The organism is Streptomyces sp. NBC_01341 (assembly GCF_035946055.1).
Taxonomy (GTDB): Bacteria; Actinomycetota; Actinomycetes; order Streptomycetales; family Streptomycetaceae; genus Streptomyces.
In genome coordinates this window covers 1,732,118-1,745,999 of the sequence record NZ_CP108364.1, presented here as the reverse complement: position 1 = coordinate 1,745,999, position 13,882 = coordinate 1,732,118, and the positions used below count along the sequence as shown (strand labels likewise).

Below are 13,882 nucleotides of genomic sequence, written 5' to 3'. Positions count from 1 at the left end.
CCCTTCGGGCCGCGCAGACCGGTAGCGGATGTGGAACAGGCCGGGAGCGGGTCCCGCGAATGTCGTTCCTGTCAGCAGGAAAGCCCAGGCAGGACACATCAGAAGGCGGGAAATCAGATGCGGAACACGGCGCTCACGTTCGCGGGAATCGTCACGGCGGCCGTCCTCACGCTGGGGGCCGGCGGCGCGGTCGCCGCAGAGGCCACGACGGACCGCACGGCGCACGCTTCCGCGGTCACCATCGCGCATGTCACGGACAGCGGCGAGGGCCCGAACATCGCGCCGGTGTCCGGTGAGGGTCCGAACATCGCGCCGACCTCGGGTGAGGGCCCGAACCTCGTGCCCGTCTCGGGTGAGGGGCCCAACGTCGCGCCGACCTCGGGTGAGGGTCCGGACCTCGTGCCCACATCCGGCGAGGGTCCCAACATCGCTCCGACGTCCGGCGAGGGCCCCAACGCGTCCGGCGAGGGCCCCAACGTCGCGCCCGTCTCGGGTGAGGGGCCCAACCTCGCGGCCTGATCCTGGTTCGCCCCCTGCCTGATGGCCCTCACACCTCGGTGCCTGTCCAGCGGATGCCCTGCTCCCCACCACGGGAGCGGGGCATCCGCGTCCGTGCCGACGAGCGTCCGCCGGGATCCGGAGTACGCGACCGCACAGGGGTTCCCGGAGGGCCGTCGGGTCATCCGTCCCTCGGGATGCCCATCGCGTCGAACGCCCGATCCGCGGAGGCGCGATGGGTCCGGGCCGCCTCGTGTTCGCCGAGGTGGTCGAGGGCCTGCCCCATGCCCGCCCGCGCGCGCGCCTCCTCCACGCGGTAGCCGACACCGGAGGCGGCACGGTACGCCTGCTGGTGGAGTTCGAGGGCCAGGACGTACCTGCCCCTGCGGCTGTGCATGCGCCCGACGATGTTGCCGACGGCCGCCTCCCGCATCGGTGCGCCGCTCAGGTCCCCGAGCTGGAGCGCGGAGTCGGCCCACTCCGTGGCCTGCGCCGACTCGCCGAGCCGGTCGGCGGTCTCCGCGGACAGGGCGAGCAGCAGTGACATGTCGGCGGGCGACATCACGTCCAGAGCCAGCTTGCGGGCCCGCCGCAGCAGGTCCGCGGCGTCGTCGACCGCGCCCAGACCCAGCCGGGCGACCGCGAGATCGGTGAGGCCCTCGACCTCCTTGTCGACCGCCCCGATGCTGCGCGACAGCCTGACGGCGCGGGTGGCGGCCTCCACGGCCTCGGGGAAGCGGCCCCACTCGGCGTACAGATTGCTGAGACTGGTGAGGGACTCGGCCTCCGCCCGCTCGGCGCCGAGTTCCCGCTTGATCGCGATGGACCGTTCCAGCCGCGGCAGCGCCTCGGCGTACCGTCCCAGGGCGCTCAGCAGGAGCCCGAGGACGCCGGTGTCCTTGGCCTCGCCGCGCCGGTCGGCGAGACTGACGGCCAGCGCGAACGCCTCCTCGGACATCTCTATGCCCTCCTCGAAACGCCCGAGCTTCCAGCAGGCGACGGCGAGGTTGGACAGGCTCAGTCGCAACAGCGCGTGGTCACCGAGCCTGCGGGAGGCCGCGACCGCGATGCGGCTCAGTTCCCGGAACTCCTCCAGCCGTCCGCGCAGGTCCAGTGGGAAGACAACGTTGGCGGTGAGCAATCCGACATGACGGTCGAGTTCCCAGCGGTACGCCAGGGACACGGCGGCCAGCAACGAGTTCTGTTCCCGCTCCAGCCAGAGCCTGGCCTGCTCCGGGGTGTCCAGGGGCGGGAGCTCGCCCTCCCACCGGTGCTCGGAGTTCCGTATCCGGGCCCGCCCCGGGAAGAGGAGGTCGCAGGCCGCGTCGGTGGCGCCCAGGGCGAAGTCGAGGAGGCGCCGTACGGCTCGGGCGGCCTCCTCGTCACCCGGACTCCCGGCGCCTGCCCCCGGCGTAGGGCCGCTGCCGCGCGAGAGGTTCTGGGCGAAGCTGCGGACCAGGTCGTGGAAGGCGTAACGGCCGGTCTCGTGCTGCTGCAACAGGTGCATGTCGAGGAGGTACTCCAGCACGTCCTCCGCGTCCCGGGCCTGTTTGTCGAGCAGGGCCCCGGCCGCGTACACCTCGATCTCGGCCCCGGGATGCTGGCCCAGCAGGCGGAACGCCTCCCGCGTCTCGGCCGACAGGCCCTCGTAGGAGAGGCGCAGGGTCACCTCGACGCTGCGTTCGCCCGAATTGAGCTCGGCCAGCCGGTGGGCGTCGTCGCGGAGCCGGTCGACGAGGTAGCGCACGGTCCAGCGGGGTCGCTTGCGCAGGCGGGCGGCGGCGATGCGCAGTGCGAGCGGCAGATGGCCGCAGAGCTCGGCGAGCTGCGCGACGGCCTCGGGCTCGGCACGGGCACGGGTGCTGCCGAGGACCCCCTCGACGAGGGCGACGCTGTCGTGCGGGGGCATGACGCCGAGGGACACGGTGTGAGCGGCGTCCAGGTCCACGAGCAGGGCGCGGCTGGTGACCAGGACGAGCGTCTGGGTGGGGGACGCGAGGAGCGGCCTGACCTGGGACTCGTCGACCGCGTTGTCGAGCAGCAGGATCATCCGGCGGGAGCTCATGGTGCGCCGCCACAGGGCGATGCGGCCCTCCGCGTCGTCGGGGATGCGTTCGCCGGGGGCGCCCAGCATGCGTAACAGGGCCTCGGCCGCGGCCCCCGCGGTCAACGGCTGCTCGCTGGGGGTGAAGCCGCGCAGATCGAGGTGGAGTTGTGCGTCGGGGTAACGATCGGCGAGCTGATGGGCGGCCCGCACGGCCAGAGAGGTCTTCCCACTGCCGCCCATGCCGTCGATGGCCACGATGAGTGGTCCGGTGCCCGGTGCCTCGTCCACGAACCCGAGCAGCTGACGGACCTCCTCCTCTCGGCCGGTGAAGTCCCGCAGGTCGTAGGGGAGGGTGGAGGGCGTGCCCTCCGGGGAGAACGGGGCGGGCCCCGCCGGCTGGGGCGGTGCGGCGAGCTCGGGGCTGTTCCGCAGGATGGCGTGGTGCAGGTCGGTGAGGGCGTCCCCCGGACCGATGCCGAGTTCGTCGACCAGGAACTCGCGGACCTTGGCGAACTCCTCCAGGGCCTCGGCCTGCCGACCGGACCGGAAGAGGGCGAGCATGAGCTGTCCGCGCAGGGTTTCCCTCAGTGGATTCGCCTCGATGAACTCGCGTAATTCACCGATGAGTTCACCGTTCTCGCCCGCCGCGAGCCGCAGATCGAAGAGCTGCTCCACCGCGGTCAGCCGGCGCTCCTCGAGCGCTGCGGAAGCGGCGCTGAGCACGGAGCCGCCGCTGCCCGAGAGCAGAGGGCCCCGCCACAGGTCGAGCGCCTCGCGCAGCGCTGTGGCGGCGTATGCGCTCTGCCCGGCCGCGGTCGCCTCCCTGGCTTGTTTCAGCCCGTCGGTGAACCTGCTGAGGTCCACCTGTCCGGGTGTCGTCAGCGCCCGGTAGCCGGGCCCCTCGGTGACGATGAGGTTCCGCCCGTCGGGGATCCGCTGGCGTAGCTCGGCGACCGCCTTGCGCACCTGATGGGCGGCGGTGGCGGGCGCGTTCTCGTCCCAGACTGCCTCGACCAGCCGGAAGACGGGAAGCACGCGTTGCGGCTCCAGAAGCAGCGTGACCAGCACCCTTTCGTGCACGGGACCACCCACCCGGACGCGATCCTGTCCGTCCCAGCATTCGAACGAGCCCAGAATCCGGAACCGGACCCCGTGCGCCCCTATGTCCTCGCCCATGAAAAGCGTCCCTCCTGAGGGCCCCTGTGCAGCTGCCTGCTGCCACCCCACGGACACCGGCGCACCCCAGCCGTGCCGGTCCCGCATCTTCATCACATCAGGGCCCTTCGGCGGGCGGCAAGACGGCCCTCCGTCCCGTTGCTCCGAATTCTCGCCATTGCAAAAGAATCAATATGCCTTCAACACATATTCGCCGTCCCGATTTCCCGGCCGAAGACGGCGTCTTCACTGCACGAGGGGGCGGCAACGGGGGACCGGGGAAGCGGAACGGAGTACCGCACCACGCGCACTGAGTCCCCCGCCACCGGCACGGGCCTCGGTCCTCCGGCCGGAAATACGACGGTGGGCGAGGCCGGACACCCGCCACCGGGGTACGCGTACGCGAACGGGCGGGGGCTTTCACCGGATACGGCTTCCCGCCCTTCGGCGCGGGAGGCCACGAGGCGTAGTGTCCCCGACCGGTGGCCGGCGGTACGGCCCGTACGCGGTGTGTCACGGCTTCGCGGGGCGAAGCGGTGAACCGCGTGGAGTGCGACGGGAACTTCTGGAAAGGCGTCACGCGTGACTGATATTCCGGCCGATGCGGTCTGCATCGGCGAAAGCATGGCCATGCTCGTTCCCGAGGACGCGAGATCCATCACCGCCGACTCGCGCTTCGTCCTGCGCGTCGGGGGCGCGGAGTCGAACGTGGCGGTCTCGCTCGCACGGCTGGGCCACCGCTCACGCTGGGTGAGTGCGCTGGGCGCCGACCCCTTCGGTCGCATCGTCCTCGACGAACTCGAGGGGGCGGGCGTCGACACCTCGTTCGTCGTCACGGACGAGGATGCGCCGACGGGCATCTACGCCAAGGACCCGCAAGGGCGGTCCACCCGGGTCCACTACTACCGCAGGGGCTCGGCCGCCTCGCGTCTGGACGTGACGAGCATCGCCCCCTCGGCGGCGCACGGCGCACGTGTGGTGCACCTCAGCGGCACGACGCCCGCACTCAGCGAATCGTGCCTGCGGCTCACACACGGCGTGGTGGGGGACCGGATTCTGGGGCCCGCGGCCGTCAGCTTCGACGTGAACTACCGCCCCGGGCTCTGGTCCGTGGCCGAGGCGGCCGGAGAGCTGGCCGCGATCGCGCGGCGGGCCGACATCGTCTTCGTCGGCCGCGACGAGGCGGCCACGCTGTGGGGCACCGACAGGGCGGAGGAGGTCAGGGAGCTGCTGCCCGAGCCCACGGTCCTCGTCGTGAAGGACGGTGCGACCGGTGCCAGCGTCCACGGGCAGGGCGGGAGGGCGTGGGCGGACGCGCTGAGCGTCCCGGTCGTCGAGACCGTCGGTGCGGGCGACGCCTTCGCCGCGGGGTGGCTGAGCGGCTGGCTGCGCGGGCTCGGCCCCGAGCGCTCGCTGCGGCTCGGGCACCTGGTGGCCTCGCGCGCCGTGCAGATCGTCGGCGACTGCCCCGTCGTCCCGGAACGCGGTGACATCGACAGGTATCTGCGGCATGAGGAGGAGCGGGCGTGAGCGGGGCGGAACTCTTCGACGGGCTCTTCGCCGACGTCCGGGTGATGGGCATCTTCCGTGGAGCGTCCCCGCGCGAGACGGTCCGGCTGTGCCACGCGGCGTGGGACGCGGGCGTGACGGCCGTCGAGGTGCCGGTGCAGACGGAGGAGGCGTTCGGGGCCCTCGCCGCCGCGGTCGCCGCGGGCCGTGAGCGTGGCCGCACGGTGGGCGCCGGCACGGTGCGCTTTCCGGAGCAGTTGCGCAGGGCCGTGCAAGTCGGGGCGCGGTTCACGGTCGCCCCGGGCCTCGACCTCGGCATCGTCCGGCTCTCCGGGGAGATGGGTGTCCCGCACCTGCCGGGCGTGGCGACGTCCACCGACATCGACACCGCGCTGAAGGCGGGTCTCACGTGGCTCAAGGCGTTCCCGGCCTCGGTACTCGGCGCGGGGTGGGTACGCGCGCAGCTCGCGCCGTTCCCCGAGGTGCGTTTCGTCGCGACCGGTGGCGTGGGAGCGTCGAACGCCCATGAATTCCTCGGCGCGGGCTGCCGCGCCGTCGCGATCGGTTCGGCGTTCGGGGACCCGGAACAGCTCGCGAGGCTGGTGGACGAGGGCCTGCTGCCCGTTGTCGGCAGCCGGACGTGAGGCCGCACGCCCGGCGCGACGAGGTCCCGTGATCCACGGTGCGTGCCGTCGACGGCGTGCGCCCGGGAACGCCGCGCCCGGTGGGGCGAGCCCTCCGGTGAGCGCGGCGTTGCCCGGCGTCAGGGCTGGATCGGCATCGTCCAGCAGTTGGAGGATGCCGGCTTGCCCGCGAAACGGTCCGTGAGCCAGGAGATCGCGTCGCCCTGGTCGGTGATCAGGGGCACCAGGTGGTTGGTGAGGATCTTGTCCCCGAGGTTCGGCAGCGCGATGGCGTCGTAGGTGACGTTGCCGCCCTTGCGGCACCAGTCCACAGCCAGTTGCCGGGCCTGTGCGTGGGGGACGATGTCGTCCTGGATGCCGGTGGCCACCCGTACCGGGCCGACCGGCCTGAGGGTGCCGATGCGCTGCCTGTCGAGGGCGGCCAGGGCGCGCGGCTCGGCGGCGATGACGTCCCCGATGGAACGGCCGTCGTTGGTCCACTTGTTGCTCTTGGTGAAGCCGAAGCCGAAGATCGCGTCGCCGACGCACATCGTCGACGCGTCCTTCAGCGCCGCCTTGCCGGTGGCGCTGATGTTCGCCTCGACGACCGCCCGCACGTCGGGATCCGATTGTGCGAAGCCGTTGATCGACCAGGCGAGCGCGCCGGCGAGCGCACTGCCGTCGATGCCCTTCATGACCGAGGTCAGGTTCGCCGGCGGTGCGCCGGCATAGGTCCCGGCCACCAGGACGTCGGGAGCGTAGGAGGGCTGGAGCTCGGCAGCGGCCGCGCTGGCACCGCCGCCCTGGCTGTAGCCGTACAGACCGGTGCGTGAGCCGGCCGTGACCGAGGCGCCGGGGACGGAGCGGGCGGCTCGGGCGGCGTCCAGCAGGGCGTGCCCCTCGTCGAGGCGGTTGACGTAGGTGTGCAGCCGGTCGGTGGTCCCGAGGCCGGCGTAGTCGGTGACGACGACCGCCGCCCCGGTGGCCAGGATCCGGTAGACGGCCAGGGCCTCGTAGCCCACCGACACCGTGTCGCCGCTGAGGGTCAGGGGATGCTGCAGCGCGAACGACGGTGCGCACTGGTCCCCCTGGCCCATCGTTCCCGAGGCCACTGCCACGAGAGGGCGCGGTCCGGTGCCCTTCCAGGCGGCAGAGGGTTCGATGTAGGCGCCGGTCACGGCCACGGGCTGTCCGGCCGAGTCGGTGGACCTGTACATCAGGCGGGTCGCGGTGCCCGGCATCGGCCGGCCGTCCAGCCCGGGGATGCTCAGTCCGAGCGGCAGGGCCTCGGTGCGGATCAGCGCACCGTTCGCGGAGGGCAGTTCGGCCGGCGGGTTGTAGAACGCCGGGATGGTCACGCCGCGGGACACGACGGGCTCCGTATCGGCAGCGGTGGCCGGGACCGAGCACAGCCCGACGCAGACGGCGCCGGTCAGGGCGACGGCCGGCAGGCGCAGGCGCGCGGCGCGGCCGGCCGGTGCGGCGGGACGGTCCGCGCGGGTGCTGTGGGGAAGGATCGAACGGGTTCTCTTGCGGCTCACGTCATGCTCCTCGCTCGTCGTCCGGTTGATGGTGCCGATGCCGCCGGCGGCAGCGGTTCCCCGCCGCTTCGTCCGGGCAGCGGGGGCATCGACGGCCGGCGAGCTCCGGCTCGCCTCGGTGGCGCGGGAATGCGGTGACACACAGGCGGTGGAGGGTGCGCGGAGGAACCGGTGGTCGCCGAACTCCGCCTGACCGATACATGGTTACTCACCGGTCAGTTACTGCACAGTAAGACCGGCTGTCACTTGGTGACAAGACGTCTGCGTATGTCATTTCGGAGCGGCTCGCTATGCTGCGGTGGCCGGAGGCGGAGGGTGGTGGGGTGAGGGTGCGCGAGGCGCTGTCCGTGGAAGAGGGGCCGGCGGCGGAGGGCGCCGACAGGCCGTCGCTCGTCCAGCGGCGCAAGGCCGCACTCCGCTTCGAGATCGCCCGTGAGGCCGTCCGTCTCTTCATCTCCCAGGGGGTCACCGCGACCACGGGCGAGCAGATAGCGCAAGCCGTCGGGGTCTCCTCGCGCACGCTGTGGCGCCACTTCCCCACGAAGGAGAGCTGTGTCCTGCCGCTGCTCGCGGCCGGCCTCGACTCGGCCGTGGGTCAACTGCGCCTGTGGCCCGCGGACATGAGTCTTCTGGACTTCTTCGCGGATGCCTGTGGACGCGGCGGGCCGCCCCCGGCCGATCCCGCCGTCCTCGACCTGATCCGCATGACCTCCGCCGACCCGGCTCTGCGCGCTGTCTGGCTCCAGGCCCACGACGACGCCCTCCCCGTCCTCGCGGAACTCCTCGCCCGGCGTTCGGGCGGCAGCCCCGACGACCTGAGGGTGAGGGTGCACGCGGCGACCCTCAACGGCGCACTGCGCGCGGCTGCCGAGGACTTCGCCCGGCGATACGCGGACGACCCCGTGGCCCCGGACCGTGCGATCGCCCGATGTCTGCTCGACGCCGTACGCGCGGCGTCGGAGGGCCTGCCCTACTGACGTCCCGGGCTGTCGCGCGGCGGGGGCGGGGGCGCGTATCGAAGGCAAGCGCAGCCGGTGGGCCGGTAGGTGCCCGCTCTCCCGTTCCGGATGTCATGAACCTTGTCAGCCTGGTGTCGGTCACTCTATTGTCGCGGACAGAAAGCGCTTTCCCCCTGGGGTTCCCGCCCGGTGGAAGCGCCCGTCGCGACGGCCATCGTGACGGTCGCGCACGCGCCGCCACCGGCCCGGTGCAGGCATGTGCCCAGATCGCCGACTCGCCTCGTCGCGCATGGTGCACGGCGTCCGAGGCCGACCCGGCGATCACCCGTGCGCCCGGTCGGCGGCAGACCGCCGCCCGGACCGCATCGGGTGGGCCCTGCGCACAACCAGGTCGACGAGGTCCGGCCGGCGCCTGTCCGGCGGACGCGCCGACGGGGGCAGCGCCGCGGTATCCAGCAGCACCACCCGGCATACGAAAACGAATGGGACACCGACATGAGACGACCAGTCGCGCTGCGACTCTGTGCGGCGCTGGCCACGACTGCCCTGGCGACAGCGACCGGTGTGATGGTGGCGATGCCTTCGGCATCAGCCGCGGTGACCGGAAACGCCACCGGATACGCGACCCGGAACGGCGGGACGACCGGCGGTGCGGGCGGACAGACGGTGCGCGCCACCACGGGTACCGCCATCCACCAGGCCCTGTGCGGCAGGGCGAGCAGCAGCACCCCGATCACCATCGAGGTCGAGGGCACGATCAACCACGCCAACACCGCCAAGGTGTCGGGCGACAGTTGCAACACCGCCGCCGGTGTGATCGAACTCAAGCAGATCAGCAACGTCACGCTCGTCGGTGTCGGAAACGGCGCCGTGTTCGACCAACTGGGCATCCACATACGCCAGTCCAGCAACATCATCATCCAGAACGTGACCGTGAGGAACGTCAAGAAATCGGGTTCGCCGACCTCCAACGGCGGTGACGCCATCGGAATGGAGAGCGACGTCCGTAACGTCTGGGTCGACCACACCACACTGGAGGCGTCCGGCGGCGAGTCGGAGGGCTACGACGGCCTCTTCGACATGAAGGACAACACCCAGTACGTCACCCTCTCCTACAGCACGCTGCGCAACTCCGGCCGCGGCGGTCTCGTCGGATCCAGCGAGACCGAGCTCTCCAACGGCTTCATCTCCTACCACCACAACCTGTACGAGAACATCGACTCGCGGACCCCGCTGCTGCGCGGCGGTATCGCCCACATCTACAACAACTACTACGTGAAGCTCAACGAGTCCGGCATCAACTCCCGGGCCGGTGCCCGCGCCAAGGTGGACAACAACTACTTCAAGGACTCCAAGGACGTCCTGGGCACCTTCTACACCGACGCTGCCGGATACTGGCAGGTCAGCGGCAACACGTTCGACAACGTGACCTGGTCCGCCAAGGGTTCGGAGAACAACCCCGCAGGACCGGACCCGAAGTCGAACACCACCGTCAGCATCCCCTACGCCTACAGCCTCGACGGCGCGAGCTGCGTGCCGGACATCGTCACCCAGACGGCCGGCGCCAACAAGGGCCTCAAGGTGTCGAACGGCAACTGCTCCGCACAGACGCCGAGTCCGACCACCCCGACGCCCGACCCGACCACTCCGGAGCCCACCACTCCGACGCCCGACCCCACCCAGCCCAGCGGGACCAACCTCAGCATCGGCGCCGGCTCCGACGGCTCCAGCAAGGCCGACGGCACCAGCTACGGCAACGTGCGGGACGGCGACCTGAACACCTACTGGTCACCGTCCGGTCCGACCGGTTCGGTCTCGATCAAGTGGGGCACCGCCACCTCGGTGTCCAGGGCCGACATCCGCCAGGCCTCGGGCTCGGCCATCGGTTCCTGGAGGCTCGTCAACGGTGACACGGGCGCCGTCCTGACCTCCGGCACCGGAGCGGGCGTCATCACTTTCCCGAAGACCGCGCTGAAGAAGATCACGTTCGAGATCACCGGCTCCACGGGAACGCCGAGGATCGCGGAGTTCGCGACCTACGCCGGATAGCCGTTCCGGTTCCGGTCGGGCGGGGCGGGGGCGGTCGGACGCGACGGCCCCCGCCCCGTCGTGCCGCCCGGGCCGGAACGGGCGGTCATTGACCGCGGATCACGCAGGGCGGCCCCGGTGTCCGGGTGGCGGACCGGTCGCCCCGGTTGCCGGAGTGGGTATGTCCACCCCGTAGCGTTCCCGCGGCACCAGCTTCCGCCTTCCCCTGGAGTTCTCTTGACCAGCGACATCACCACCGGCGACGCCCTCGACGTGCAGGCGATCCGTGCCTGCTTCCCCGCGCTGAAGGCGGGGACCGCGCGGTTCGACGCCCCGGGCGGCACCCAGACGCCCCAGCAGGTGATCGACGCGATCTCCGAGACCCTGTCCCGTCCGCTCGCCAACCGGGGAGGTCTGACCGAGGGGGGCCGCAACGCCGAGGCGATCGTCGTCGGCGCCCGGCGGGCGCTGGCCGACCTGCTCGGTGCGGAGCCGGGCGCGGTGGTGTTCGGGCGCAGTGCCACGCAGCTCGTCTACGACCTGGCGCGCACCCTGGCCAAGGGCTGGGGGCCGGGCGACGAGGTCGTCGTGTCCCGGCTGGACCACGACTCGAACGTGCGGCCCTGGGTGCAGGCGGCCGAATCCGCCGGGGCGACGGTCCGGTGGGCCGACTTCGACCCCGCCACGGGTGAGCTGGAAGCCGGACACGTCGAAGCGGTGCTGTCGGGGCGCACCCGGCTCGTCGCCCTCACCGCCGCCTCCAACCTCATCGGCACCTGCCCCGACATCCCGGCCGTGGCGGAGCTGGTGCACCGGACGGGTGCGCTGTTCCACGTCGACGCCGTGCACTACGCCTCGCACATGTCGGTCGACCTGGACGCGCTGGGAGCGGACACCCTGGTCTGCTCGCCGTACAAGTTCCTCGGACCGCACCTCGGCGTGCTGACGGGGCGGCCCGAGCTGCTCGAGCGTCTGCGTCCGGACAAACTGCTGCCTTCCAGCGACGCCGTGCCCGAGCGTTTCGAGCTGGGGACGCTGCCCTACGAACTGCTGGCGGGCGCGACCGCGGCCGTGGACTTCCTCGCGAGCCTGGTCAGCGGCGAGGGAAGCCGACGGGAGGCCCTGCGTCGCGCGTTCACGGCGCTCGCCTCGCACGAGGACCGGCTGCGCGAGCGCATCGAGGGCGGCCTGGCGGAGCTGGGAGGTGCCACGGTGTACTCGCGAGCCGCGCGGCGCACCCCGACGACGCTGTTCACGATCGCGGGAAAGACCCCGGCGGAGGTGTCCCGGAAGCTTGCCGAGTGTGAGGTGGACGCGCCCGCGGGCTCGTTCTACGCGGTGGAGACGTCCCGGCGGCTCGGCCTGGGAGTGGACGGCGGCGTGCGGGTCGGCCTCGCGCCCTACACCAGCGACGACGACGTCGACCGGCTGCTGAACGCCCTCGACCTGCCTCGCTCCTGACCCTCCGCGAGGCGTCGCCGCCGGTCGCGCGCACGGCGCGCGACGCACGGTCCCGACTCCTCGCGCCCGGCGGGGTGCGACGCCTCGCGCGAGGACGGGGCAGAGTCCACCGCCGGCCGTCGAGCCGGGCCGGGTGGATCGTTTCTCACAGTGCGTCCGCAGCAGCCGGTACGTGCTGCTGCGTGGGACGCCCAGTTCCTCGGCGAGTTCGTCGAGGTGGGCCGGAGGGTCGTCCCGGGATGCGAGGAGTTCGAGCAGCGGGACCGTCCGGGACGCCGACTTCACACCGCGGACACCGCTGTTCTCGGTATGGCCGCATCGTGAATCCGCGCTGCCACGCCCATTGACCTCCGCGCGGTCACAGGCCTAGCCTCCGTTCCCATACGTGTACGTCGTCTGTATATGGAGATGGGGAACTGTGGAGCGGTCCCGCACGGAATCGGAACCCGGGGGAGTCGCCCAGCGGCTGCGCGAAGGCATGGTGCTGGGCATCGCCGGCGCCGAGCGGCGGCGCACCGCCTGACAGGCCGACAGCCGCCACTCCGTCGGCTCGGCAGCGAGTACGTCAGCCTCTCGGTCGTCCAGGCGATCAAGGTCCGCACGAGCTGCACGACCGTGCTCGCGGTCATCGGCCTGGGCGGTGTCCTGGCCGGGAACAGATCCTCGACGCACTCGGACTCCGCGGCACCCGACCACGCCCGCCTCACGCACCCAAGGAACCCGACAGCCATGAACCAGCCGACCGTCACCCGCTTCGCCGTCTACCCCGTCGCGGGCCGCGACAGCATGGAACTGAACCTCTCGGGCGCCCACGGCCCCTACTTCACCCGCAACATCGTCGTCCTGACGGACTCCGACGGCCGTACGGGACTGGGAGAGGTGCCCGGCGGGGAGAAGATCACCCGGACACTGCGGGACGCCGAACCGCTGGTCGTCGGCGCGAAGGTGGGCGACTACGCACGTGTACTCCGCGAGATCGGCAGCCGGTTCGCGGACCGCGATCCGGGCGGACGGGGCGCCCAGACCTACGACCTGCGGACCACCGTGCACGCCGTCACCGCCGTCGAGGCCGCACTGCTCGACCTGCTCGGACAGCACCTCGACGTGCCGGTTGCCGCACTTCTCGGCGACGGCAAGCAGCGCGACTCGGTACGGGTGCTGGGCTACCTCTTCTACGTCGGCGACCCCGACCGCACCGACCTGGAGTACGTCAGGGAGCCCGGATCCGACACCGAGTGGTACCGCGTCCGGCACGAGGAGGCGCTCACCCCGGAGGCGATCGTCCGCCAGGCCGAGGCGGCCCACGACCTCTACGGCTTCCAGGACTTCAAGCTCAAGGGCGGAGTCCTGCCGGGACCCGAGGAGATCGAGGCCGTCCGGGCGCTCAAGGAACGCTTCCCCGCGGCGCGGATCACCCTGGACCCGAACGGTGCGTGGTCACTGCGGGAAGCGGTCGAGCTGTGCTCCCCGCTCGGCGGCACCCTCGCGTACGCCGAAGACCCCTGCGGGGCCGAAAACGGCTACTCGGGGCGCGAGGTCCTCGCCGAGTTCCGCCGCGCCACGGGCCTTCCGACGGCGACCAACATGATCGCCACCGACTGGCGCCAGCTGACCCACGCCCTCGCGCTGCAGTCGGTGTCCATCCCGCTGGCCGACCCGCACTTCTGGACCATGCGGGGTTCGGTACGCGTGGCCCAGCTGTGCAATGCGATGGGACTGACCTGGGGTTGCCACTCCAACAACCACTTCGACATCTCGCTCGCCATGATCACGCACTGCGGTGCGGCGGCCCCGGGGGAGTACAACGCACTGGACACGCACTGGATCTGGCAGGAGGGCCTGGAACGTCTCACCGTCACGCCGCCCCGCATCGCCGACGGTGAGATCGCGGTGCCGGACGCCCCCGGCCTGGGCGTCGAGCTCGACATGGACCGCCTGCTCGCGGCCCACGAGCTCTACCGCAAGGAGGCGCTGGGCGCCCGGGACGACGCCCGGGCCATGCGCTACCTCGTGCCGGGCTGGACGTTCGACGCCAAACGCCCGTGCCTCGTGCGCTAGCGG

At 71.7% G+C, this 13,882-nt stretch carries 9 protein-coding genes and 1 pseudogene; 7 read left to right on the top strand and 3 right to left on the bottom strand.

Annotated features, from left to right (window positions below):
- Positions 1–117: 117 nt before the first annotated feature.
- Positions 118–519, top strand: coding sequence for a hypothetical protein (locus OG206_RS07525; RefSeq protein WP_327113546.1), 402 nt, complete (start codon positions 118–120; stop codon positions 517–519).
- A gap of 160 nt (positions 520–679) precedes the next feature.
- Here the strand turns inward: OG206_RS07525 and OG206_RS07520 are convergent, their stop codons facing one another.
- Positions 680–3,721, bottom strand: a complete 3,042-nt coding sequence (locus OG206_RS07520; RefSeq protein ID WP_327113544.1) for an AfsR/SARP family transcriptional regulator — start codon at positions 3,719–3,721, stop codon at positions 680–682.
- A 561-nt stretch (positions 3,722–4,282) separates the two neighbouring features.
- On the opposite strand from OG206_RS07520, the gene OG206_RS07515 reads away from it, so the two are divergent.
- The gene (locus OG206_RS07515) at positions 4,283–5,230 is read left to right on the top strand and encodes a sugar kinase (RefSeq protein ID WP_327113542.1); all 948 of its coding nucleotides are present in this window, start codon (positions 4,283–4,285) and stop codon (positions 5,228–5,230) included.
- Positions 5,227–5,853, top strand: coding sequence for a bifunctional 4-hydroxy-2-oxoglutarate aldolase/2-dehydro-3-deoxy-phosphogluconate aldolase (locus OG206_RS07510; protein ID WP_327113540.1), 627 nt, complete (start codon positions 5,227–5,229; stop codon positions 5,851–5,853). The genes OG206_RS07515 and OG206_RS07510 overlap by 4 nt, the downstream gene beginning before the upstream one ends.
- Positions 5,854–5,972: 119 nt before the next feature.
- On the opposite strand, the gene OG206_RS07505 is transcribed toward OG206_RS07510, so the two are convergent.
- Positions 5,973–7,373, bottom strand: coding sequence for a lipase family protein (locus OG206_RS07505; protein ID WP_442805814.1), 1,401 nt, complete (start codon positions 7,371–7,373; stop codon positions 5,973–5,975).
- Between the two features lie 290 nt (positions 7,374–7,663).
- Here OG206_RS07505 and OG206_RS07500 point away from each other — a divergent pair, with 290 nt between their 5' ends.
- The 3 genes from OG206_RS07500 (at position 7,664) to OG206_RS07490 (ending at position 11,821) form a co-directional block, all read left to right on the top strand.
- Positions 7,664–8,350: a TetR/AcrR family transcriptional regulator gene (locus OG206_RS07500; protein ID WP_327113538.1), complete on the top strand. Its 687-nt coding sequence runs from the start codon at positions 7,664–7,666 to the stop codon at positions 8,348–8,350.
- Positions 8,351–8,827: 477 nt separating this feature from the next.
- Entirely contained in the window at positions 8,828–10,381 is a 1,554-nt protein-coding gene (locus OG206_RS07495; protein WP_327113536.1) for a pectate lyase family protein, read from the top strand.
- 216 nt (positions 10,382–10,597) lie between these two features.
- A complete protein-coding gene (locus OG206_RS07490) occupies positions 10,598–11,821 on the top strand; it encodes a cysteine desulfurase-like protein (protein ID WP_327113534.1) in 1,224 nt (407 codons plus the stop codon).
- Between the two features lie 210 nt (positions 11,822–12,031).
- Here OG206_RS07490 and OG206_RS32595 read toward each other — a convergent pair.
- Positions 12,032–12,106: pseudogene (locus tag OG206_RS32595) on the bottom strand (hypothetical protein); the annotation flags it as partial.
- Positions 12,107–12,550: 444 nt separating this feature from the next.
- On the opposite strand from OG206_RS32595, the gene OG206_RS07480 reads away from it, so the two are divergent.
- Positions 12,551–13,879 carry an enolase C-terminal domain-like protein gene (locus OG206_RS07480; RefSeq protein WP_327113533.1) on the top strand — a complete coding sequence of 443 codons (1,329 nt, stop codon included), beginning with the start codon at positions 12,551–12,553 and terminating at the stop codon, positions 13,877–13,879.
- Positions 13,880–13,882: the final 3 nt, after the last annotated feature.

Coding starts and splice junctions, on each gene's coding strand:
- OG206_RS07525 (WP_327113546.1), top strand. CDS start 118: ATGCGGAACACGGCGCTCACGTTCGCGGGAATCGTCACGGCGGCCGTC.
- OG206_RS07520 (WP_327113544.1), bottom strand. CDS start 3,721: ATGGGCGAGGACATAGGGGCGCACGGGGTCCGGTTCCGGATTCTGGGC.
- OG206_RS07500 (WP_327113538.1), top strand. CDS start 7,664: ATGCTGCGGTGGCCGGAGGCGGAGGGTGGTGGGGTGAGGGTGCGCGAG.
- OG206_RS07495 (WP_327113536.1), top strand. CDS start 8,828: ATGAGACGACCAGTCGCGCTGCGACTCTGTGCGGCGCTGGCCACGACT.
- OG206_RS07480 (WP_327113533.1), top strand. CDS start 12,551: ATGAACCAGCCGACCGTCACCCGCTTCGCCGTCTACCCCGTCGCGGGC.